This window comes from Streptomyces sp. NPDC001700, from assembly GCF_053596435.1.
Genome location: NZ_JBSFGE010000001.1, coordinates 139,346 through 160,330 on the forward strand (window position 1 = coordinate 139,346; position 20,985 = coordinate 160,330).

19 protein-coding genes are annotated in these 20,985 nt (G+C 73.6%); 8 read left to right on the top strand and 11 right to left on the bottom strand.

Going from position 1 to position 20,985, the window contains the following annotated elements; translation table 11 throughout:
• Positions 1-177: 177 nt before the first annotated feature.
• Positions 178-804 carry a response regulator transcription factor gene (locus tag ACWC5C_RS00695; RefSeq protein WP_450873211.1) on the bottom strand — a complete coding sequence of 209 codons (627 nt, stop codon included), beginning with the start codon at positions 802-804 and terminating at the stop codon, positions 178-180.
• 244 nt (positions 805-1,048) lie between these two features.
• Positions 1,049-1,663, bottom strand: coding sequence for a TetR family transcriptional regulator (locus ACWC5C_RS00700; RefSeq protein WP_450872391.1), 615 nt, complete (start codon positions 1,661-1,663; stop codon positions 1,049-1,051).
• Between the two features lie 361 nt (positions 1,664-2,024).
• Here ACWC5C_RS00700 and ACWC5C_RS00705 point away from each other — a divergent pair, with 361 nt between their 5' ends.
• From ACWC5C_RS00705 to ACWC5C_RS00715, 3 genes are read left to right on the top strand one after another with little or no spacing between them, the layout of a single operon-like run.
• A complete protein-coding gene (locus ACWC5C_RS00705) occupies positions 2,025-3,407 on the top strand; it encodes a glycosyltransferase family 4 protein (protein ID WP_450872393.1) in 1,383 nt (460 codons plus the stop codon).
• 56 nt (positions 3,408-3,463) lie between these two features.
• A complete protein-coding gene (locus ACWC5C_RS00710) occupies positions 3,464-4,198 on the top strand; it encodes a methyltransferase domain-containing protein (protein ID WP_450872395.1) in 735 nt (244 codons plus the stop codon).
• Entirely contained in the window at positions 4,195-5,295 is a 1,101-nt protein-coding gene (locus tag ACWC5C_RS00715; RefSeq protein WP_450872397.1) for a prenyltransferase, read from the top strand. The genes ACWC5C_RS00710 and ACWC5C_RS00715 overlap by 4 nt, the downstream gene beginning before the upstream one ends.
• Before the next feature lie 14 nt (positions 5,296-5,309).
• On the opposite strand, the gene ACWC5C_RS00720 is transcribed toward ACWC5C_RS00715, so the two are convergent.
• The 5 genes from ACWC5C_RS00720 to ACWC5C_RS00740 form a co-directional block, all read right to left on the bottom strand.
• The gene (locus tag ACWC5C_RS00720; protein WP_450872399.1) at positions 5,310-5,603 is read right to left on the bottom strand and encodes a hypothetical protein; all 294 of its coding nucleotides are present in this window, start codon (positions 5,601-5,603) and stop codon (positions 5,310-5,312) included.
• Positions 5,604-5,640: 37 nt separating this feature from the next.
• On the bottom strand, positions 5,641-6,651 hold the full coding sequence (locus ACWC5C_RS00725) for an LLM class F420-dependent oxidoreductase (protein WP_450872401.1): 1,011 nt from the start codon (positions 6,649-6,651) through the stop codon (positions 5,641-5,643).
• A gap of 116 nt (positions 6,652-6,767) precedes the next feature.
• Complete coding sequence (locus tag ACWC5C_RS00730) at positions 6,768-7,622, bottom strand: hypothetical protein (RefSeq protein WP_450872403.1); 855 nt, start codon at positions 7,620-7,622, stop codon at positions 6,768-6,770.
• 161 nt (positions 7,623-7,783) lie between these two features.
• Entirely contained in the window at positions 7,784-8,707 is a 924-nt protein-coding gene (locus ACWC5C_RS00735) for an N-acetylmuramoyl-L-alanine amidase (protein WP_450872405.1), read from the bottom strand.
• A 23-nt stretch (positions 8,708-8,730) separates the two neighbouring features.
• The gene (locus ACWC5C_RS00740; protein WP_450873212.1) at positions 8,731-9,324 is read right to left on the bottom strand and encodes a class I SAM-dependent methyltransferase; all 594 of its coding nucleotides are present in this window, start codon (positions 9,322-9,324) and stop codon (positions 8,731-8,733) included.
• Positions 9,325-9,638: 314 nt separating this feature from the next.
• On the opposite strand from ACWC5C_RS00740, the gene ACWC5C_RS00745 reads away from it, so the two are divergent.
• Both ACWC5C_RS00745 and ACWC5C_RS00750 read left to right on the top strand, forming a co-directional pair.
• On the top strand, positions 9,639-11,831 hold the full coding sequence (locus ACWC5C_RS00745; RefSeq protein WP_450872406.1) for an acyl-CoA dehydrogenase: 2,193 nt from the start codon (positions 9,639-9,641) through the stop codon (positions 11,829-11,831).
• An 86-nt stretch (positions 11,832-11,917) separates the two neighbouring features.
• Entirely contained in the window at positions 11,918-13,384 is a 1,467-nt protein-coding gene (locus ACWC5C_RS00750) for an MFS transporter (protein ID WP_450872408.1), read from the top strand.
• A gap of 2 nt (positions 13,385-13,386) precedes the next feature.
• Here ACWC5C_RS00750 and ACWC5C_RS00755 read toward each other — a convergent pair whose 3' ends face one another.
• Together ACWC5C_RS00755 and ACWC5C_RS00760 are read right to left on the bottom strand one after the other, a co-directional pair.
• A complete protein-coding gene (locus ACWC5C_RS00755; RefSeq protein WP_450872410.1) occupies positions 13,387-13,992 on the bottom strand; it encodes a response regulator transcription factor in 606 nt (201 codons plus the stop codon).
• On the bottom strand, positions 13,989-15,170 hold the full coding sequence (locus ACWC5C_RS00760) for a sensor histidine kinase (protein WP_450872412.1): 1,182 nt from the start codon (positions 15,168-15,170) through the stop codon (positions 13,989-13,991). The genes ACWC5C_RS00755 and ACWC5C_RS00760 overlap by 4 nt, the downstream gene beginning before the upstream one ends.
• 313 nt (positions 15,171-15,483) lie before the next feature.
• Between ACWC5C_RS00760 and ACWC5C_RS00765 the strand changes: the two genes are divergently transcribed.
• The 3 genes from ACWC5C_RS00765 to ACWC5C_RS00775 are packed head-to-tail and all read left to right on the top strand — an operon-like array spanning position 15,484 to position 18,404.
• Positions 15,484-16,338 carry a MaoC/PaaZ C-terminal domain-containing protein gene (locus ACWC5C_RS00765; protein WP_450872414.1) on the top strand — a complete coding sequence of 285 codons (855 nt, stop codon included), beginning with the start codon at positions 15,484-15,486 and terminating at the stop codon, positions 16,336-16,338.
• Positions 16,339-16,371: 33 nt separating this feature from the next.
• Positions 16,372-17,457, top strand: a complete 1,086-nt coding sequence (locus ACWC5C_RS00770) for a Zn-dependent alcohol dehydrogenase (RefSeq protein WP_450872416.1) — start codon at positions 16,372-16,374, stop codon at positions 17,455-17,457.
• Positions 17,442-18,404, top strand: coding sequence for a 3-oxoacyl-ACP reductase (locus ACWC5C_RS00775; protein ID WP_450872418.1), 963 nt, complete (start codon positions 17,442-17,444; stop codon positions 18,402-18,404). The genes ACWC5C_RS00770 and ACWC5C_RS00775 overlap by 16 nt, the downstream gene beginning before the upstream one ends.
• Before the next feature lie 109 nt (positions 18,405-18,513).
• Here the strand turns inward: ACWC5C_RS00775 and ACWC5C_RS00780 are convergent, their stop codons facing one another.
• On the bottom strand, positions 18,514-18,672 hold the full coding sequence (locus ACWC5C_RS00780) for a hypothetical protein (RefSeq protein ID WP_450872420.1): 159 nt from the start codon (positions 18,670-18,672) through the stop codon (positions 18,514-18,516).
• A gap of 104 nt (positions 18,673-18,776) precedes the next feature.
• Positions 18,777-20,981, bottom strand: coding sequence for a hypothetical protein (locus tag ACWC5C_RS00785; protein ID WP_450872422.1), 2,205 nt, complete (start codon positions 20,979-20,981; stop codon positions 18,777-18,779).
• Between the last annotated feature and the right edge of the window lie 4 nt (positions 20,982-20,985).

A 20,985-nucleotide genomic window follows, 5' to 3' on the forward strand; every position in this document is an offset into this window, starting at 1 on the left:
TCCCGGCGGGTGGGCGCGGGGCGACGCGCCGTTTCCGGCCACCCGGGCAGCCCCGTCGCTCCCATGGAACGACAGGGTCCGCCCGGCGCCGGGAGGGCTGGCCCCTCAAATGACGTAGGCCTTCTCCGCTATCCGTCCGCGCGGACCTCCACCATCCGCGTGACGACGGATGGTGGATCAGACCCAGCCCTCGCAGCGGGAGATGCGGATGGCGTCCACCCGGTTGCGCGCCCCGGTCTTACGGGTGATCGCGGCCAGGTAGTTGCGTATCGTCCCGTTGGACAGGTGCAGGGTCCGGGCGATCTCCGCGATGGAGGCACCGTCGGCGGCGAGCGACAGGACGCCCAACTCGCGCTCGGTCAGCGGGATCTCGGCCGCCTTGAGGAAGCCGTAGCCCAGCGAGTCGTCGATGAAGCGCTCCTGCTTGGCCACGTGCCGGATGCCCTCCAGTAGCCGCTGCGGCGGGGCGTTCTTGTCGATGTACCCGAGGGCGCGGGCCTTGTGCGCGCGGCGTAATTGGCCGGGGCGCCCGGCGTTGGCGAGGACGAGCAGTCCGGACTCGGGGCCGACCTCGACGGCCGGGGCCTCGGCCATGAGCTTGCCCAACTCGCCCTTGCGGGCGGCCTTGTCGGAGCCGGGGCAGTCCGTGTCGACCACGCAGACGTGCGGTTGTAAGCAGCGGGCTCTGCTACGCGCGTCACGCCACGCGGCGGAAGCCACCTCGAACTCAGGTTCGGCTTGTATCAGTGCGGCCAACGCGGACCGCAGCAGGTATGAATCATGTACCAGAAGAACCCGTATCACGGAGTTCTTCACCCCCTGTAGATGGTTGAGCCGTCGCACGCCGTCGTCGCTCTGTCGCGCGCCGTTCATGAATACCGGGATTGCCCAGGCGCTGAACGCGAAATTTGAGCCAAAGGGGGGCGTGCGGGCGCACTTTTTGCTGCTTTCGTGCGCCCCCGGGGCGCATCGTGCGCCGTCGGGCATGCTCGGCTGGCGCCGTCAGGCGGGCTCGGATGGCGCCGCGAGGCGCGCTCGGTCGGCGTCGTCAGGCGCGCTCGGTCGGCGCCGTCAGATCGATCAGTCGGCAGACCGTCTCGATGTCGATTTTGACCTGGGCGATCGAGGCCCGCCCCGACAGCCAGGTGATCAGCGCCGAGTGCCAGGTGTGCTCGATGACCCGCACGGCGGACAGCTGCTCGGCGGTCGGCGGGCCCTCCAGGCCCATCGCGTCGAGGATGATCGCGGTGGTGAGCCGGGAGACCATGTCCACCTCGGGGCTCACCGAGCGGTCGGCGAAGGTGAGGGCCCGGACCATCGCGTCCGCGAGATGGGGTTCGCGCTGGAGCGCGCGGAAGGCGCGCATGAGGGTCTGGGCGACGCGGGTGGCCGGGTCGTCCTCGGTCGGCGGGCGCTTGCGCAGCGTCTCGTGCATGTGCTGCAACTGGTCCTGCATGGTGGCGACCAGTAGATGGACCTTGGAGGGGAAGTAGCGGTAGAGGGTGCCGAGCGCCACGCTGGAGTGCTCGGCCACCTCGCGCATCTGGACCGCGTCGAAGCCGCCGCGGCTGGCCAGCCGGGCACTGGCGTGCAGGATGCGCCGGCGGCGCGCCTCCTGCCGCTCGGTCAGCTGCAGGGAGGCTGGCTTGACTTCTGCGGTCATTTGTCTCACTTCGGGTGCATAGTGTCTGCGCTGCGGTTGACAAACGGACACCGTGCATGATGGCAGGGTCGGCCTAGGGGCGCGAGTCAGTGAAACTCGTTCTAGGGTCGCGTGTCGCTGGAGCCCGGCGGCCGGTCGGCGGAGGGGCGTTTGCCGGACTCGCGCCGATATGGTCACGCCTCCAGAAATGGGCGTCACGCGCAAGGGGCTACCGAGTGGTAGGGATCACCCGTTCCGGCTCCGGCGGCGATGGGTTCGCCAGGTATCTTCGAGACTTCTGTGGCTATCTGTTAGTGAAACTTGTTCTAGATAATCGTGAGCGGCTACGCTCCCGCTGACGTGCATCAAGGAGGGGGCGCGAGTGACCGCAGAGGCCGCGCAGGAGACCGGAGTCGACCCGCTTCGGACGGCGCCCCCCGCCCCCGCGGAGGGCCGGGCCCAGGAGGGTGACCGGCCGCTGCGCATCGCGCTGCTGAGCTACAAGGGGAACCCGTTCTGCGGAGGCCAGGGCGTCTACGTACGCCACCTCTCCCGCGAACTCGCCCGGCTCGGCCACACCGTCGAGGTCATCGGCGCGCAGCCGTACCCGGTGCTCGACGCCGAGGACGGCGTCACCCTCACCCAGCTGCCCAGCCTCGACCTCTACCGCCAGCCCGATCCGTTCCGCACGCCCGGCATGGCGGAGTACCGGGACTGGGTCGACGCGCTGGAGGTCGCCACCATGTGGACCGGCGGCTTCCCCGAGCCGCTCACCTTCAGCCTGCGCGCCCGCCGCCATCTGGCCGCCCGGCGCGGCGCGTTCGACATCGTCCACGACAACCAGACGCTCGGCTACGGGCTGCTCGGCATGGAGCGCACCGGCTTCCCCCTCGTCACCACCATCCACCACCCGATCACCGTGGACCGCCAGTTGGAACTGGACGCCGCGGACGGCTGGAAGCGCCGCCTCTCCGTACGCCGCTGGTACGGCTTCACCCGCATGCAGAAGCGGGTGGCCCGGCAACTGCCCTCCGTACTCACCGTCTCCGGCTCCTCGCGCCGGGAGATCGTCCGGGACCTGGGCGTACGGCCCGGGCGCGTGCACGTCGTCCACATCGGCGCGGACACCGGACTGTTCTCGCCCGACCCCGCCGTGCCGGTCATCCCCGGGCGGATCGTGACCACCTCCAGCGCCGATGTGCCGCTCAAGGGGCTGGTCCACCTGGTCGAGGCGCTGGCCAAGGTCCGCGCCGAGAACCCCGCCGCCCACCTCGTGGTCGTCGGCAAGCGCCCCGAGGAGGGGCCGGTGGCCGCCGCCATGGCCCGCTACGGGCTCCAGGGCGCCGTCGAGTTCGTCAAGGGCATCAGCGACCCCGAGTTGGTCGACCTCGTGCGCGGCGCCCAGATCGCCTGTGTGCCCTCGCTGTACGAGGGGTTCTCGCTGCCCGCCGCCGAGGCCATGGCCACCGGCACCCCGCTAGTCGCCACCACCGGCGGCGCGATACCCGAGGTCGCGGGCCCGGACGGCGAGACCTGCCTCGCGGTGCCGCCCGGCGACGCGGGCGCCCTCGCCGCCGCCCTCAACGGGCTGCTGGCCGACGCCGACTTGCGCGGGCGCCTCGGCGCCGCCGGGCGCGAGCGGGTGCTGCGCCGCTTCACCTGGGAGCAGGCCGCGCGCGGCACCGTCGAGCAGTACCGCGCCGCGATCGGAGCGCAAGCCCGGGCGACAGGGGCCCGCGCCGCCCGGACCCGCGCCGCGCGCTGACGCCCCCATGGCTTCCACCGGACCCAACGAACCCGCCTGACGAAAGCAGACCCCCCGTGCTGACCGTCGATTTCTCCCGCTTCCCCCTCGCCGCCGGCGATCGCGTCCTCGACCTGGGCTGTGGCGCGGGACGCCATGCCTTCGAGTGCTACCGGCGCGGTGCGCGGGTCGTCGCGCTCGACCGCAACGGCGAGGAGATACGCGAGGTCGCGAAGTGGTTCGCCGCCATGGAGGAGGCCGGTGAGGCCCCCGCCGGGGCCACCGCCACCGCGATGGAGGGCGACGCGCTGGCGCTGCCGTTCCCGGACGACAGCTTCGACGTCGTCATCATCTCCGAGGTCATGGAGCACATACCCGACGACAAGGGCGTGCTCGCCGAGATGGTGCGGGTGCTGCGCCCCGGCGGCCGGATCGCCGTCACGGTGCCGCGCTACGGGCCCGAGAAGGTGTGCTGGGCGCTGTCCGACGCGTACCACGAGGTGGAGGGCGGCCACATCCGCATCTACCGGGGCGATGAACTCCTGGAGCGGATGCGGGAGGCCGGGCTGCGGCCGTACGGCACCCATCACGCCCACGGTCTGCACAGCCCGTACTGGTGGCTCAAGTGCGCGTTCGGCGTGGACAACGACAAGGCGTTGCCGGTGCGGGCGTACCACAAGCTGCTGGTCTGGGACATCATGAAGAAGCCGCTGGCCACGCGGATCGCCGAACAGGCGCTCAACCCGCTGATCGGCAAGAGCTTCGTGGCGTACGCGACCAAGCCCCACGCCTCCCCCGAGGCCCAGGCGTGACGGCGCGCGGCCCGCGCCCCGGTCCCCGTACCGAGCGGCTGACGCTGCCGGGCGTGCTCACCGCCGAGGAGGCGCTGCGTACCGTCGAGGGCATCGCCGCCGTCCAGCGGGCGGACGGCGCCATTCCGTGGTTCCGCGGCCACCACCTCGACCCGTGGGACCACGTCGAGGCGGCGATGGCGCTGGACGCGGCGGGTGAGCACCAGCGCGCCGAGGCCGCGTACCGCTGGCTCGCCGACCATCAGAACCCGGACGGCTCCTGGTACGCCGCCTACCCCGACACCCCGGACGGGGTGGCCGCCGACGCGCCCACCGACCGCGCCCGCGAGACCAACTTCTGCGCGTACGTCGCGGTCGGCGTCTGGCACCACTATCTGGCCACCGGCGACGACACGTTCCTCGACCGGCTGTGGCCGACCGTCGTCGCCGCCGTCGAGTTCGTGCTCGGGCTGCAGCAGAGCGGCGGCCAGATCGGCTGGCGGCGCAAGGCGGACGGCACCGTCGACCCGGACGCCCTGCTCACCGGCTCGTCCTCCATCTACCAGGCCCTGCGCTGCGCGCTCGCCATCGCCGAACACCGCGAGGACCCGCAGCCGGACTGGGAGCTGTCGGCGGGGCTGCTCGGGCACGCGATACGCCACCACCCCGAGCGCTTCCTCGACAAGAACCGGTACTCGATGGACTGGTACTACCCGGTCCTCGCGGGCGCCCTCACCGGACCCGCCGCCAGCGCCCGCATCGAGGCGGGCTGGGACCGCTTCGTCGTCCCGGGCCTGGGCATCCGCTGCGTCGCCCCGAACCCCTGGGTCACCGGCGGCGAGAGCTGCGAACTCGCGCTGGCGCTGTGGGTGATGGGCGAGTCCGACCGCGCGGTGGACATCCTGCGCTGGGTCCAGCAGCGGCTGCGCGCGGACGACGGGATGTACTGGACGGGGTACGTCTACGAGGACGACGCCATCTGGCCCGAGGAGCGCACCACCTGGACCGCGGGCTCGCTGCTGCTGGCCGTGGCCGCGCTGGGCGGGGACGAGGCGACCACGGCCGTCTTCGGCGGGGAACACCTGCCGAGGGGGCTGGACTCGGACTGCTGCGGCTAGCCAGCGGCTGTGGTTCAGCCGCGGCGGATGCGGCCCGCCACGGCGTGGCCGATGAACAGGTAGACCACGGCGGGCAGCCCGTAGTTGAGGACTGTCCGCAGCCAGTCCGTATCCATCGTGAACAGGTCGTGGGACCAGCCCGCGAGCCAGCCCGCCGCGTCGCGGACCACGGACACGAGGTCGTTGGCGGGGTTGGCGTCGAGGAGGGCGAAGAGGATCCACAGACCGAGGATCACGGCGGTGATGTCCGCGACGACCATCACGACGGTCGCCGCCTGGTTGTTTCCGTAGCGATAACTTCGGGACATGACGGACGTGTTGCCCCGGCGGGCGCTATGAAACCACTCAGGTGTTCAATTCCGCCAGCACGCGCAGCGTCTCCGGGTCCGGTGCGATCACCAGCAGGTCCGTCACCGGGCCCTTCCGCCACAGCTCCAGCCGCTCCGCGACGCGTTCGCGCGGGCCGATCAGGGACACCTCGTCGGCGAACGCGTCCGGCACCGCCGCGATCGCCTCGTCGCGGCGGCCCGCGAGGAAGAGTTCCTGGACCCGGCGCGCCTCGTCCTCGTAGCCCATGCGGGCCATCAGATCGGCGTGGAAGTTGCGGGCCGCGTGGCCCATGCCGCCGATGTAGAAGCCGAGCATCGCCTTCACCGGAAGCAGCCCCTCCGCGATGTCGTCGCACACCCGCGCCCGGGCCATGGGCGCCACCATGAAGCCGTCGGGCGCCTCGGCGAGGGCCGCCTCGTACAGCGGGGTCCGCTGGGGCGACCAGTACAACGGCAGCCAGCCGTCGGCGATGCGCACGGTCTGGGCGATGTTCTTGGGCCCCTCGGCGCCGAGCAGCACCGGGAGGTGGGGGCGGAGCGGGTGCACGATGGGCTTGAGGGGTTTGCCGAGCCCGGTGGCGTCCGCCCCGGCGTACGGATGCGCGTGGTAGCGCCCGTCGAGCCGTACGGGCCCCTCGCGGCGCAGCACCTGCCGGATGACGTCCACGTACTCGCGGGTGGCGGTGAGCGGGCTCGCCGGGAACGGCCGCCCGTACCAGCCCTCCACGACCTGCGGCCCGGACAGGCCGAGGCCGAGCGTCATGCGGCCGCCGGAGAGGTGGTCGAGGGTGAGGGCCTGCATCGCGGTGGCGGTGGGGGTGCGCGCGGCCATCTGCGCGATCGCCGTGCCGAGCCTGATGCGGGAGGTGTGGGCGGCGATCCAGGTGAGCGGGGTGAAGGCGTCCGAGCCCCAGGACTCGGCGGTCCAGACGGAGTGGTAGCCCAGATCCTCGGCCTGCCGGGCGAGTTCCAGGTGGCGGGGGTCGGGGCCGCGGCCCCAGTAGCCGAGCGCCAGGCCGAGCCGCATGACAACCCCTCTCTGACGTGCCGTCAGGTCGCGCCTGGACTGTACGGCCCGGGTCCGCACATGGCAACGGCCCCCCGCCCGGTGTATCGGGCGAGGGGCCGTGTGCTGCGGAGGGCTCAGCCGCGCTGGATGCCCGTCGTGTCCTGGAGCACGCCGCGCCGCCCGTCCTGGGTCTGCGCGACGAGCGCCTGACCGCGCTGCTCGACCGCCAGGTACCAGGTGCCGGGAGCCAGTTCGGCGATGGTGCTCGACGAACCGTCCTCGGCGAACAGCGGCCGGGCCACCGGCACCGCGAACCAGAACGGCGCGAAGTCCGAGCCGCCCGCCGCCGGGGCGGCCGGTCCGGGCTGGCCCGGCTGACCGCCGCCGCCGAAGGAGGGCGCACCCGGCTGGCCGCCCTGCGGCTGACCGGGCTGACCCGGCTGACCGGGCTGGGCGCCGCCCGGGCCCGGGTAGCCGTAGCCCGGCTGCGGGGCCGGTGCGCCGTACGGGGACTGTGCGCCGTACGGGGACGGGGCCGCCGGAGCTGGCGCGCTCATCAGCGGCGCCTTGAGGGCCGGGACGCGCGGGGTCGCGATGACCGCCGCGGCGCTGGCGAGGGTCGCCACCAGAGCCAGGATGGCGCCGACACCCGGGCTGCCCTTGTCCGGTGTGACCATGAGGGACCACAGCGAGTCCCAGGCGGCGACGACGACGAAACCGGCGCCCCACTGGTCGAGGGTGAGTCCGCTGACCTTACGGCTCTCGGGCTGGAACCGCCCCGCGATGACCAGCCCCGCGCCGATCAGTCCGATCAGGAACACCGACGGAAGGACGACCAGGAGGACGTCCGTGTCCCAGCCATTCGGCATGTCGGTGCAGTACGGGCCGTCACAATCGGCCGAGTAAAAGTCGAGGAAGGAGGCGATGAAGAGCAACACCGCTGCTCCGATCACCACGCCGTCGCCTCGAGTGAGCGAGCGGATGTTCAACGTGAGTCCTTAGTCATTTTCTTGTATACGGAACGCTGCCGCCAGGCGCGGTGGCGCGAAGGCGTCGGGGGTGGACCCATCGTACGGGGGAACCAAGCTGATGAGACCGGGGGTGGGGCATCGGTTTCCCGGTCGTGACCTCGCGTTCGGTTGTTTGGGACTTACCTGTTCAAGAAGTCCGTAATGCCCTGCGCGATCCCGAGGGCGGCTCGCTCACGCCACTTCGGATCGATCAGTTCCGCGGCGTCTTTGGAGTCGCGCATATTGCCGCACTCGATGAACACTTTCGGAACGGTGGAGAGATTGAGGCCGCCGAGATCTCCACGGACATTCAACCCGCTGCCGTCACCGATGTAGTCGGCGGGCTCGCTGCCGGTGGCATCCATGAATTCGCTCCGCACCCGTTCGCCGAGGAGCCGGGAGGGTGCGGCGATCTTCGCGGTGTCGGCGTCGCCGCCGCGTACGGACTTGGGCAGGATGACGTGGAAGCCGCGCTCCCCGGCGGGGGCGCCGTCCGCGTGGACGGAGACGACGGCGTCGGCGTGCGCGCTGTTCCCGATCCGGGCGCGCTCGTCCACGCACGGGCCGTACGGGCGGTCGCCGTCCTGCGTGAACTTCACCGTCGCGCCACGGGCTTCGAGGAGCGTGCGGGCGCGGCGGGCGACGTCGAGCGTGAAGGACGCCTCGGCGTAGCCGGATTCGGTGGCCGTGCCGGTGGTGTCGCACTCCTTCTCGTTGGTGCCGATGTCGACGCTGCGGGCGATCTCGGAGGGGTGATCGCGGTTGTTCGGGTTGTGGCCGGGGTCGAGGACGACGACCTTGCCGGTGAGCGGTTTGTCGTCGGTCTTGTCGTCGCTTTTGGGTGTGGCTGAGGGGGACGGCGGGGGCTGCGCGGGCAGCGGTGAGGAGGTGGACGACACGGTCGGGAGGGAGGAGGAGGCGGGGGTGCCGTCGCTGTTGTCGTCCCGCTGTCCCAGGTTGTCCCACAGCAGCCAGCCGAGGAGGGCGAGGGCCGCGAGTACGAGGACGATGGTGCGGGTGCCGCCACGGCGGCCGGGGGCGGAGAAGAAGCTGCCGTTCGACACGACGTGATGGTAGCGGCTGCGGGTCAGGCGGGCGGGGTCGCGCCGGTGCGGCGCAGCACGCGCAGGGAGCGGGTCGCGGAGACCTCGGTGAACGCGCCGGAGGCGAGGGCGCGGCGGTAGATCCGGTACGGGGCTTGCCCGCCGTCGGCCGGGTCGGGGAACACGTCGTGGATGACGAGGAGCCCGTCGTGCGCGACGTGGGGTGCCCAGCCCTCGTAGTCGGCGGCGGCGTGCTCGTCGGTGTGCCCGCCGTCGATGAACACGAGCGCGAGCGGCTTGCCCCAGACGGCGGCGACCTGCGGGGATCGTCCGATGGCGGCGATGACGTGGTCTTCGAGACCTGCGGCGTGCAGGGTGCGGCGGAACGTGGGCAGCGTGTCCATCCGGCCGACCTCGGGGTCGACGACGTCCGGGTCGTGGTACTCCCAGCCGGGCTGCTGCTCCTCGGAGCCGCGGTGGTGGTCCACGGTGATGGCGACGGTGCCGGTTTCGCGGGCGGCGGCGGCGAGGAGGATGGTGGAGCGGCCGCAGTACGTGCCGACTTCGAGCAGCGGGAGCCCCATCCGTCCGGCTGCCTCGGCGGCTGCGTACAGGGCGAGGCCCTCGTCAGTCGGCATGAAGCCCTTGGCGCGCTCGAAGGCGGTGAGTATTGCGGGGGCGGGGTGCGTCACGGGCTCATCCTGCCGTATGGGGCCCTTGGTTTCGCCGCCGGGTGCGGCTGGGTGGGCGGTGCGGCCCAGGCTGCCTGTGGCCGGGGTCTCGTCACCGGGTGCGGGCCCGGTGGCCGGTTTGTGCCCACCCGTTCCGCCCTGCGGAACGATTGCCCACAAACCGGCGGGGTCTGGGGCGGAGCTCCAGGTTCGGGAAGGGGCGGGGTGGGGAAGGAACCCGGCGCGCACCACAGCTGACCCTCCGTCAGATTGGAACCCGCATGGGCATCGGCGTCACGGAAGACCAAGGGGAGCTGGCGCGCGCGGCGCGGGGGTGGGTGGGGCGGGCTGTGCCGCCGGAGGTGGTGCGCAAGGTGCTCGACGGAGCCCCCGGCGGCGGGGGCAGGGCCTCGTACTGGCCCGGGCTCGCCGCGCAAGGGCTGCTGGGGCCGCACCTGCCGGAGGCACACGGCGGAGGCGGCGGGAGCCTCGCGGACCTCGCCGTCGTCCTGGAGGAGACGGGCCGGGCCGCGCTGCCCGGGCCGTATCTGCCCACCGTGCTGGCCTCCGCCATCCTCCACCGGGCCGGACAAGACGACCTCGTCGCGGCCCTCGCCACCGGCACCCGCACCGCGGCCGTCGCCCTCGGCACCGGGTCGCTCACCGCCATACCCGGCCCAGACGGCCGCGTGGTCCTCGACGGCTGCGCGCCGCCGGTCCTCGGCGCCGGGGACGCCGACGTGATCATCCTCGCCGCCGCACTGCGCGGCACGGTGACCGTATGGCTGGCCGTGGACGCCGCCGACCTCACCCTCCGCGCGCACGAGGGCGCCGACCCCACCCGCCCGACCGCCGAGGTGCGAGCCGACACCGTGGCCGTCCCCGAGGACCGGGTGCTGGACATCGACCCCGGGCTCATCACCGACCTGGCGGCCGTCCTGTTCGCCGCCGAGGCGTGCGGCACGGCGGGCTGGGCGCTGGACACGGCCGTCGCGCACGCTCAAGTACGGGAGCAGTTCGGGCGGCCGATCGGGCAGTTCCAGGCCGTGAAGCACCTGTGCGCCGACATGCTCGTCCGCGTCGAGCAGGCCCGCGCCCTCACCTGGGACGCGGCCCGAGCGACGGACGAGACCCCCGCCGTACGCGGGCTCACCGCCGCCCTCGCCGCCGCCACCGCGCTCGACGCCGCGTACGGCTGCGCCAAGGACTGCGTCCAGATCCTCGGCGGCCTCGGCTTCACCTGGGAACACGACGCCCACCTCCACCTCCGCCGCGCGACCGTGGCCCGCGCGCTGCTCGGCACCGGCGCGCACCACCGATTACGCGCCGCCCGCCTCGCCGCCGACGGCGCCCGCCGTGAACTGCGGCTCGACCTCCCGCCCGAGGCCGAGACCCACCGCCACGGCGCCCGCGCCGCCATCGCGACGGCGCGCGGGCTGGACCCGGCCGCTGCCCGGCGCGCCCTCGCGCCCACCGGGTACGCCGCCCCGCATCTGCCACCCCCGTACGGCCTCGGCGCGGGCCCGCTGCAGCAGCTCGCCATCGAACGCGAGCTGCGCGACGCGGGCGTGGTCCTCAGCGATCTGGGCGTCGCCACCTGGGTGGTGCCCTCACTCATCGCGTACGGCACGGACGCCCAGCGCGAGCGCTTCCTGCTGCCGACGCTCCGTGGCGAACTGCGCTGGTGCCAGCTGTTCTCGGAGCCCGACGCGGGCTCCGACCTCGCCGCCCTGCGCACCCGCGCCGAGCGGACGGCGGACGGCTGGTGGCGGGTCAGCGGGCAGAAGGTGTGGACCTCGGGGGCGCGGACGGCGGACTACGGCATCCTGCTGGCCCGTACGAACCCGGAGGCGCCCAAGCACAAGGGGCTCGGCTACTTCCTGGTCGACATGAAACGGACGGCCGGGATCACCATCCGCCCGCTGCGCGAGATCACCGGCGAATCCCTCTTCAACGAGGTGTTCCTCGACGACGCGCTGCTCCCGCCGGACGCCGTGGTGGGCGCCGTGGACGCGGGCTGGGCGGTCGCCCGTAACACCCTCGGCAACGAACGCGTCCACATGGCCGACCAGCTGACCTTCGACACCGGCCTGGAGGCGCTCATCGCCCACGTATCGGGCGTACCGGACACCGGTCCGGAGCGCGAGCGCGTCGGCGGGCTCATGGCCGAGGCGCACGCCCTCGCGTGCATCGGGCTGCGCACCACCCTGCGCCAGGTGTCCGGGGTGGAACCGGGCGCGGGCGCGAGCGTGCGCAAGCTCGTCCAGACCGCCCATCAGCAGAAGGTCGCCGAACTCGCCCTGGAACTGCTGGGGCCCGGCGGCGCGGTGTGCGAGGGCGCGGGGGAGCGGGCCCTGCATGGCTTCCTGATGTCACGCTGTCTGACCATCGCGGGCGGTACGACCCAGGTACAGCTGAACGTCGTCGCGGAACGGCTGCTCGGCCTGCCGCGCGACCCGGCGCCGACCGCGTAGGGCCCTGGTCCTAGGACCACCAACCGTCCGCAAATGCGCAGAAATGCCGATGCGTGGGGCCAGCACACAATGCGAGCATCACCGCCATGCCCACCCCAACTCCCCCTCCGCCCGCCCTTCCCTCCACAACCGACCCCGCCCCACGCCCGCCGCGCGCCTCGCCGCCGGCCTGGGCGGTGCTGCTGGCCGCCTGCGCCGGACAGTTCGTGGTGGTCCTCGACATCTCGGTGGTCAACGTCGCCCTGCCGTCCATACGCACCGACCTGGGGCTCGGCGAGACCGCGCTGCAGTGGGTGGTCAACGCGTACGCGCTGACCTTCGCCGGGTTCCTGCTGCTCGGCGGCCGCGCGGCCGACCTCTTCGGACGTAAACGGGTCTTCCTCACCGGGCTCGGGCTGTTCACCGCCGCCAGCCTTGCCGGTGGCATAGCCCAGCAGCCCTGGCAACTGGTCGCGGCCCGCGCCCTCCAGGGCCTCGGCGCGGCCGTGCTCTCCCCGGCCACGCTCACCATCCTCACCACCGCCTTCCCGCACGGCGCGGCCCGCACCCGCGCCATCGGCACCTGGACGGCGGTCGGCGCGGGCGGCGGCGCGGCGGGCGGGCTGGTGGGCGGGGTGCTCACCGAGTACCTGTCCTGGCGCTGGGTGCTGCTGGTCAACGTGCCGGTGGGCGTGGTGGTGCTGGTGGCCGCGGCGGTGTGGCTGACCGAGGGCCGCTCCGGGGTGGCGCGACGGCTCGACGTACCCGGCGCGGTGCTGGTCACGGCGGGCGTCGCGGCGCTCGCGTACGGCATCGTGCAGACCGAGCCGTACGGCTGGGGCGCCGCCGCCTCGCTCGGGCCGCTGCTCGCCGGGGTGGTGCTGCTCGCGGTGTTCGTGGCCGTGGAGGCGCGTACGGAGGAACCGCTGATGCCGCTGCGGCTGTTCCGCGTCCGGGCCGTCACGGCGGCGAACGCGGTGATGGTGGTGTGCGGCGGCGGCATGTTCGCGATGTGGTACTTCATGACGCTCTACTTGCAGAACGTGTTGCACTACAGCCCCGTCAAGGCCGGACTCGCCTTCCTCCCACACGCCTTGTCGATCATCCTCGGCTCGAAGCTCGCACCCCGGCTGATGGCCAGGCTGGACGGAAAGCTCCTCGCGATCGCGGGCGGCTCGCTGGCCGTCGTCGGGTACGCGTGGCAGAGCCGGATGGAGGCGGACGGCACCTTCGCCGGTACGGTGCTGGGCCCCGCGATCATCATGTCGTTCGGGTCCGGGCTGATGATGACCCCGCTCGCCGCCTCCGCCACCTCGGGCGCGGCCCCGGGCGAGGCGGGGTTGGTGTCGGGGCTGGTCAACACCTCGCGGCAGATCGGCGGCGCGCTCGGCCTGACCATACTGGCGACGGTCGCGGCCGAGCGGATCGCGGCCCGTGGCGGGGGCGGGCCGGAGGCGCTGGCGGCCGGGTACGGTCACGCGTTCGTCGTGGCCACGGGGATCATCGCGGCGGCGGTGGTGCTGATGGCCGTGGCCCTGCCCCGCACCCCGGCCGCGACCCGCGTGGAGGTCTAGCGCTACAGCCAGCCGTTCTGGCGGGCGGCCCGGACCGCCTCCATGCGGTTGCGGGTCTGGGTCTTGCCGATGGCCGAGGAGAGGTAGTTGCGCACGGTGGCGGGGGAGAGGTGCACCTTGGCCGCGATGTCGGCCACCGTCGCGCCGTCCACCGCCGCCGACAGCACATCGCGCTCGCGCTGGGTGAGCGGGTTGGGGCCCGCGCTCAGCGCGGCCGCGGCCAGGCCCGGGTCGATCACGCGCTCACCCGCCAGCACCCGGCGGATCGCCACCGCAAGCTCCTCCACCGGCCCGTCCTTGACCAGGAACCCGGCGGCCCCCGCCTCCATCGCCCGGCGCAGATAGCCGGGGCGGCCGAAGGTGGTGAGGATCAGCACCTGGCAGCCCGGCAGCGCCCGGCGCAGCGCGGCGGCGGCGTCCAGTCCGCTGCGGCCGGGCAGCTCGATGTCCAGCAGCGCGACATCGGGTTCGGACTCCAGCGCGCGCGGCACGATCTCGTCGCCGTCGCCGACCTGCGCGACGATCTCGAAGTCCTCCTCCAGGCCGAGCAGCAGCGCCAGCGCGCCCCGCATCATGCCCTGGTCCTCGGCGAGCAGCAGCTTGATCACGTGGTACGAACCCCCTCCGCGCTCTCCATCGGATCCTCCGTATCCACCGGCAGTTCGGCGACGAGCCGGAAGCCCCGGCGCCCGTCGGGGCCGGACTCCAGCGAGCCGCCCGCGGCGGCCAGCCGCTCGGCCAGCCCCTTGAGGCCCGTACCGCCGCCGCTACTGCTGTCGCTCTCCTCGGCCGCACGGGAGCCTACGCCGGACCCGGGCCCGTTGTCGGTGATCACCAGCCGTACCCGGTCGATGCCCCCACGGACGTCGATCTCGCAGCGGGTCGCCCCGCTGTGCCGCACCACATTGGTGACGCCCTCCCGCACCACCCACCCCAGCAGCGCCTCCGCCTGGGGCGACAGCGGGTGTCCTGAGCGGTGGACGTCGGCCTCGATACCGGAGGCGTCGAGCGCCGAGCGGGCCCGGTCCAGCTCGGTGTCCAGGCTGCCCTCGCGGTAGCCGGTGACCGCCTCGCGGATCTCGGTCAGGGCCTGGCGGCCGACCGCCTCGATGTCGGCGGCCTGGCCGAGCGCGGCCTCCAGGTCGCGCGGGGCCAGGCGGCGTACGGCCTCCGCCTTGACCACGACGACGGACATGGTGTGCCCGAGGAGGTCGTGGAGATCGCGGGAGAAGCGCAGCCGCTCCTTCTCCACCGCCGTACGGGCCAGCTCCTGGCGGGTCGCGCGGAGCTGGGCGACGGTCTCGAACAGGGACAGGATGGCCGCCGTCACCAGGCCGGACAGGACGGTGCCGTAGCCGACCGTCAACGAGTCCGAGGCCCCGCCGCGCACACTCGCGATGATCCCGGCGGCACCGGCGAAGCTGAGGATGACGGGCCCCAGAAACCTGCGCCCCCGGAGCACGATCCCGGTGGCCAGGGACAGCAGCGGAAAGCACAGCAGCCAGTTCCCGGCGTAGCCGATGCCCAGCGCGAGGGTGACCGTGGCCAGCCCGGCGAGGGCCAGGACCGGGGTCCGGGTGGGGCGGCGGCGCGGGTCGAGGCCGGTGAAGACGGCGGCCACGTAGAACCCCGCGAAGACCACCAGGCCGAGGGCGCCGAGCCAGGGCAGCGGTGTCCCGCCGTCGAAGAGGTGCCTCGCGTCGGGGGTGAGCATGAGCAGCCAGGGCAGGAAGGCCCGGCGGCCCGGCGGCTTGAGCCGCTCGATACTCGCGGCGGTGGCGTACATGGCTCCGACCCTACGGACCCCGGTGTGAGCTGGGCAGATGCGGATGTCGGGGGATGGGCGTGACATGTGTCCCGGGCCGTAAGGCCCACCGGCCGGGTGGCGCCCGAGCCGAACCGACGAGCCGAGCTGACGATCCGTCAGGAGTCTTCCGCCTCCAGGGGGATTGGGCTATACAGGTGCCATCGGCTAGAACGCGTTCTAAACGCGGCGCGGCCCTGCCGACCAGTGACGACCCCGGCGCGGCCGACGGTGCGGACGGGCGGGCCGGGGTCTTCCCGCCCCTCCCGTCAAGGCCAAGGAGTGCTGTCGCCCTATGCCCATCGACGCCGCCGAGGCCGTCTCGGCCGAGCCCCGGACCACCGCCCTCGCCTGGGGACACAAGGACATCCAGCTCTACCACCTGGGCATCGGCGCCGGAATCCCGGCCACCGACCCCGATGAGCTGCGCTACACGCTGGAGAGCGAGCTGCACGTCCTGCCCAGCTTCGCCACCGTCGCGGGCGGCCGCATGGCGCTCGCCGGGGGGCTGAACGGCCCGGGGATCGACGTCGACCTCGCGGCCGTCCTGCACGGCGGCCAGGCCGTCGAGGTGCACCGGCCGATCCCGGTGACCGGGGACGCCACCCAGACGTCCCGGGTCGCGGCGGTGTACGACAAGGGCAAGGCGGCGGTCATCGTGCTGCGCACCGAGGCGGCCGACGCGGACGGCCCGCTGTGGACCTGCGACAGCCGCATCTTCGTCCGGGGCGAGGGCGGCTTCGGCGGTGAGCGCGGCCCCTCCGAGCGGCTGGAGACCCCCGCCCGCGAGCCCGACCGCACGGTGGAACGGGCCATCCGGGAGGACCAGGCGCTGCTGTACCGGCTCTCCGGCGACTGGAACCCGTTGCACGCCGACCCCGGGTTCGCCAAGGTCGCGGGGTTCGAGAAGCCGATCCTGCACGGGCTGTGCTCGTACGGCATGGTCCTCAAGGCCGTCGTGGACACCGAGCTGGGCGGCGACGTCGCCCGGGTGCGCTCGTACGCCACGCGCTTCGCCGGGGTGGTGTACCCGGGCGAGACCCTGCGCGTCCGGATGTGGCGGGAGCCGGGGCGCGTCCAGGTGACGGCGAGCGCCGTCGAGCGGGACGACGCGCCCGTCCTCGGCGACACGGTCGTCGAACACGCCTGACCTTGTGATCCGACTTCTTCAAGAGGAGGCGCTGTGCGCGCAGCCGTACTGCACGAGACGGGACAGGACAAGCTCGAAGTCCTCGACGACATCGAGGCGGTGGGCTTCGGCCCCGGCAAGGTCCGGCTGCGCATCCGGGCCACCGGGCTGTGCCACTCCGACCTCTCCGCGATGAGCGGCGTCCTGCCGCAGCCCGTCCCCTTCGTCCCCGGCCACGAGGGCGCGGGCGAGGTGGTCGAGGTCGGCGACGGGGTCACCGGGCTGAGCCCCGGCGACCGGGTGCTGGTGTGCTGGCTGCCCGCGTGCGGCGACTGTCCGTCCTGCAAGCGCGGTCAGAGCCAGCTGTGTCTGTCCGGGTTCATGAACGCCGGAACGCCCAACTTCAAGCGCGCGGGCGACGGCGCCGACCAGGTCTTCGGCATGGCCGGGACCGGCACCTTCGCCGAGGAGCTGGTCATCCCGGCGCCCTGCGCCGTGCCGATCCCCGACGACGTCCCGTACGACATCGCCGCCCTCATCGGCTGCGGCGTGACCACCGGGCTCGGCGCGGCCCTCAACACGGCGCGGGTGGAGGCCGGTTCGTCGGTCGCCGTCATCGGCTGCGGCGGGGTCGGCATCAGCGTGGTGCAGGGCGCCCGGGCGGCGGGCGCGGCCCGTATCGTCGCCGTCGACCCCGTCACCTCGCGGCGCGAGGCCGCGCTGCGCTTCGGCGCCACCGAGGCGGTCGCCCCGGAGGGACTGGACGACGCCAAGAACAGCGTCACGGCGGGCGAGGGCTTCGACTACGTCTTCGAAGTCGTCGGCAAGTCCGCCACCGCCCGCCGGGCGTACGAGATCACGCGGCGCGGCGGCACGCTGTGCGTCGTCGGGGCGGGCGCGGTGGACGACTTCCTGCAGCTCAGCATGTTCGAGCTGTTCTTCGACGAGAAGCGGATCCTGCCGTCCCTGTACGGCGGGGGCGATGTGCTGCGCTCGTACGAACGAACCATCGCGCTGTGGCGGGCGGGCCGCATCGACCTCGCCGGGCTCATCACCCACCGGGTGCGGCTCGGTGAGATCAACGACGCGCTCGACCAGATGCGGACGGGGGAGGCGCTGCGCACATGCATCGAGATCTGACGCGTCCCTTGGCAGGGAAGACCGCGATCGTCACCGGCGCCGGGCGCGGGCTCGGCCGCGCCGAGGCGCTGGAGCTGGGTCGGCTGGGCGCCGCCGTCGTCGTCAACGACTACGGGCAGGGCGGCCGCGACGGCTCGGGCGAGGCGTCGTCCGGCCCGGCCGAGGAGGTGGCCGAGGAGATCCGCGCGGCGGGCGGCCGCGCCACCGCCCACGTGGGCGACGTGGCCGACTTCGACGCGGCGCGCGGGCTGGTCCGGCTCGCGGTCGACACGTACGGAGCGCTGGACATCCTGGTCAACAACGCGGGCATCCTCCGCGACCGGATGGTCTTCTCGATGACCGAGGACGAATGGGACGCGGTCATCCGCGTCCACCTCAAGGGCCACTTCAACACCACCCGCTTCGCCGCCGCGCACTGGCGCGAACGCTCCAAGGCCGCCGGGGGCGGGCCGGTGCACGGCCGCATCGTGAACACCTCGTCCGAGGCCTTCCTCGCCGGGTCGCCCGGCCAGCCCAATTACGCGGCCGCGAAGGGCGGCATCGTCGGCCTGACCCTCTCCACGGCGGGCGCGCTCGCCAAGTACGGGGTGACGGCGAACGTCATCTGCCCGCGCGCCCGCACCCGCATGACCGAGGACGTCTTCCCCGACGTGCCCGGCGCCGGTCTCGGGGCGGACGGCCGCCCCGACCCCCTCTCCCCGGACCACGTGGCCCCGCTCGTCGGCTACCTCGCCTCCCCTCGGGCGACGGGGGTGAACGGCCAGGTGTTCGTGGTCCACGGGGGCATGGTGGCGATCGTGGAACGGCCACGGGTGGCCGCCAAGCTCGACGCCAAGGGGGACGTCTTCGGCTTCGAGGAGCTGGACGGCTTGCTCACGCCGTACTTCGACGAACGGCGGGGGGAGGGGTTCGCGGCGCTGGAGGTACTGAGCCTGAAGCGGGGCTGACGCCTGGGCGGGGGCTGAAACGACCCACCCCTCCCCACCCCACAGCCGTGCACGTGTGCCGCGTGTGCCGCGTGTGCTGCGGGAAGGGGAGGGGTGGGGGAAGCGGCCCCTACGAGGCGTTCTCGCTCGGACGGCGGTGGCGGCCGTGCGCCGGAGCCTGCGGCTCCTCGGACGCGGCCTGCTGACCTCGGTGCTTGCCCTGGGCTGAGGCGGCCTCGGCCGCCTCCTGCGAGCGCGCCTGGGTCGTGTCGGTTCGGGCTTCGGACATGTGGGAAGTCACCCCGGTAAGTTCGCTCCGTACTCTGCGCGAGGGGCCCGCCACAACGTCGATAGACGCCGTGCCAACCGGCTGCGCTGCCCCAGCGGCCGAGTCTAACCAGGGCGGTGATCGCGGACCCAGCGGGGTGGGCGGGGCTCCGCTGACCTGGCGAGAGGCGCCTGCTGCAGCGGAACGGGCCGGGGAGCGACCACGGTCAGCCCGGAGTCCTGCCCGGTCTCCTGCTCAACCCCGGGCCAACACCCCGTCCCCACCCAAGGCTCAACCCCGGACTCCCCCCGACCTCCCATATCCACCCGCACACTCAACCCAGCCCCCAACCCCGCCCCCGGGCCCAAGCCCAGCCCCGTGCTTCCGCCCGCACCGGGGGCTGCGCCGGGATGCGCGCCCGAGCCCAGCCCCGCGCCCGCCCGCAAGCCCGCGCCGGGGCCCACACCCAGCCCCGCGCCAGCGCCCGTGCCGGGATCCGTGCCCGAGCCCAGGTCTGCGCTCACGCCCGCCCGCCAACCCGCCCCCGTGCCCAAGCCCGCGTTCGGGTCCGTACCAGCGCGTGCACCCAAGGTCGCACCCGAGCCCAAGCCCGCGCCCGGGTCCGTGCTCCCGCGCGCACCCAAGCGCGCCCCCGCACCCGAGCCCGCGCCTGCGCCCAGGCTCATGCCCGCCCGCAAGCCCGCGCCGGGGGCCACGCCCAGCCCCGCGCCCGGGTCTGTGCTCCGGCGTGCACCCAGCCCCGCGCCCGCGCCGGGGTCTGCGCTCATGCCCCCACGCAAGCCCGCGCCGGGGCCCACGCCCAGCCCCGCGCCCAGGTCCGCGCCAGAGCCCGCGCCTGGGGCCGTGCTCCCGCGCGCATCCAAGCCCGTGCCCGCGCCGGGGTCTGCGCTCATGCCCGCCCGGAAGCCCGCGCCCGCACCTGTGCCCAGGGCCCCGCCCGCGCGCAAGCCCGTGCCGGGCACCACGCCCAGGCCCGCACCCGAGCCGGGGCCTCCGCCCGCGCGCAAGTCTGCGCCGGGGGCCGTGCTCTCGCGCGCGCCCAGGGCCGCGCGCGCACTCAAGCCCCCACCCGCGCCAGGATCCGTGCTCGCGCCCGCGCGCAGCGTGGTTCCGCGCGCGCCCGCGCTCCAGGTCGCGCGGGGGTCCGTGGCCGCGCTTGCCTCCGTGTCCTCGTCGGCGCCGCTCACCTGGCGCCATGGCGTGATCCCGGCCGCCTCCGGGCGGGCGACGCGGCGGATCACCCGGGGGGGTGCGGGGGAGCCGGAGGCCGTCCGTGTGGCCTCCGGGAGCCAGACGCGGGCCAGGCCGCAGGGGATCTGCCGGGTCGCGTACGGCAGCCACAGCTCGGCCTCCCGGCTCCACAGCCCGGCCCCGGCCAGCCAGCCTTCCGGGGCCGAGAACTGGCGCAACCGCCGCTCGGACGGGCGCCAGACGCCCACCCACGGCCGCCCGCCCGCCGCCGCGTCGATGCGGAAGGCCACCGCGCACGCCTCCGGCGTCAGCATCTGGCCCGGCTGGATCGCGAAGGGCGCGGCCGTCGCTTGGGCGGCCGGGCGCAGGCAGTCCGGGAAGCGGACCGGGAGGGCGCTGCCCAGGACGCCCCACCCCAGCCGCTCGTCGCCGGGCGCGTCGGACCGTACGAGCAGCAGACCGCTGTCGGGGTCGGCGAGGAGCAGCCGGTCGTTGCTGCGCTCGGTGATCTGCAGCAGCGGACTGGTCTCACCGCCGCGCCCGAGGTCGACGACGATCGTCTTCGTACGGCCGTCCAGCTCGCGGTCGAGGGCGAGCAGCCGACCCATGCGGTCCAGCCAGGCGCCGCCCGTGCAACGCCCCGGCACCTCGGCGAGGTGCTGGAGCCCTCGGGCGCCGCCGTGGATCAGCCAGACGGAGGTGGACCGGGGGCCGCGCCCCAGGGCGTACGCGCAGGTGCCGCCCGGCGCGGGCGGCAGCAGCGAGACGTCGGCGCGGTCGATGCCGCCGAGCACCCGCTCGCCCGTCCCCGGGCCGGTGGGGTAGAGCAGCGAGAAGGCGTGGTGCCCGGCCACCCGGCGGTGGATCAGCACCTGCCCGTCGGAGAGCGGCAGCACGTCGCTGTCCGGCTCCTCGGGCTGGGTGCCCGGCAGCGGCACGGCGTACGGCTCGGGTCCGTCGAGCGTCCAGCGCTCGGGGAACCAGCAGCCGGTGTCGCCGCTGAGCGTGAGCCGCGCCCCGTACGAGCGGTCCGGGGTGATGGTGAAATCCGTGGACCTTTCTCGTGGCCGGGCGCTGACTGCCGTGGTGCGGGTGGCGTCGAAGGCACAGGCGGTCATCGTT

Coding starts and splice junctions, on each gene's coding strand:
- ACWC5C_RS00785 (WP_450872422.1), bottom strand. CDS start 20,981: ATGACCGCCTGTGCCTTCGACGCCACCCGCACCACGGCAGTCAGCGCC.
- ACWC5C_RS00725 (WP_450872401.1), bottom strand. CDS start 6,651: ATGCGGCTCGGCCTGGCGCTCGGCTACTGGGGCCGCGGCCCCGACCCC.
- ACWC5C_RS00780 (WP_450872420.1), bottom strand. CDS start 18,672: ATGTCCGAAGCCCGAACCGACACGACCCAGGCGCGCTCGCAGGAGGCG.
- ACWC5C_RS00740 (WP_450873212.1), bottom strand. CDS start 9,324: ATGCCGACTGACGAGGGCCTCGCCCTGTACGCAGCCGCCGAGGCAGCC.
- ACWC5C_RS00720 (WP_450872399.1), bottom strand. CDS start 5,603: ATGTCCCGAAGTTATCGCTACGGAAACAACCAGGCGGCGACCGTCGTG.
- ACWC5C_RS00760 (WP_450872412.1), bottom strand. CDS start 15,170: ATGTACGCCACCGCCGCGAGTATCGAGCGGCTCAAGCCGCCGGGCCGC.
- ACWC5C_RS00765 (WP_450872414.1), top strand. CDS start 15,484: ATGCCCATCGACGCCGCCGAGGCCGTCTCGGCCGAGCCCCGGACCACC.
- ACWC5C_RS00750 (WP_450872408.1), top strand. CDS start 11,918: ATGCCCACCCCAACTCCCCCTCCGCCCGCCCTTCCCTCCACAACCGAC.
- ACWC5C_RS00700 (WP_450872391.1), bottom strand. CDS start 1,663: ATGACCGCAGAAGTCAAGCCAGCCTCCCTGCAGCTGACCGAGCGGCAG.
- ACWC5C_RS00775 (WP_450872418.1), top strand. CDS start 17,442: ATGCATCGAGATCTGACGCGTCCCTTGGCAGGGAAGACCGCGATCGTC.
- ACWC5C_RS00745 (WP_450872406.1), top strand. CDS start 9,639: ATGGGCATCGGCGTCACGGAAGACCAAGGGGAGCTGGCGCGCGCGGCG.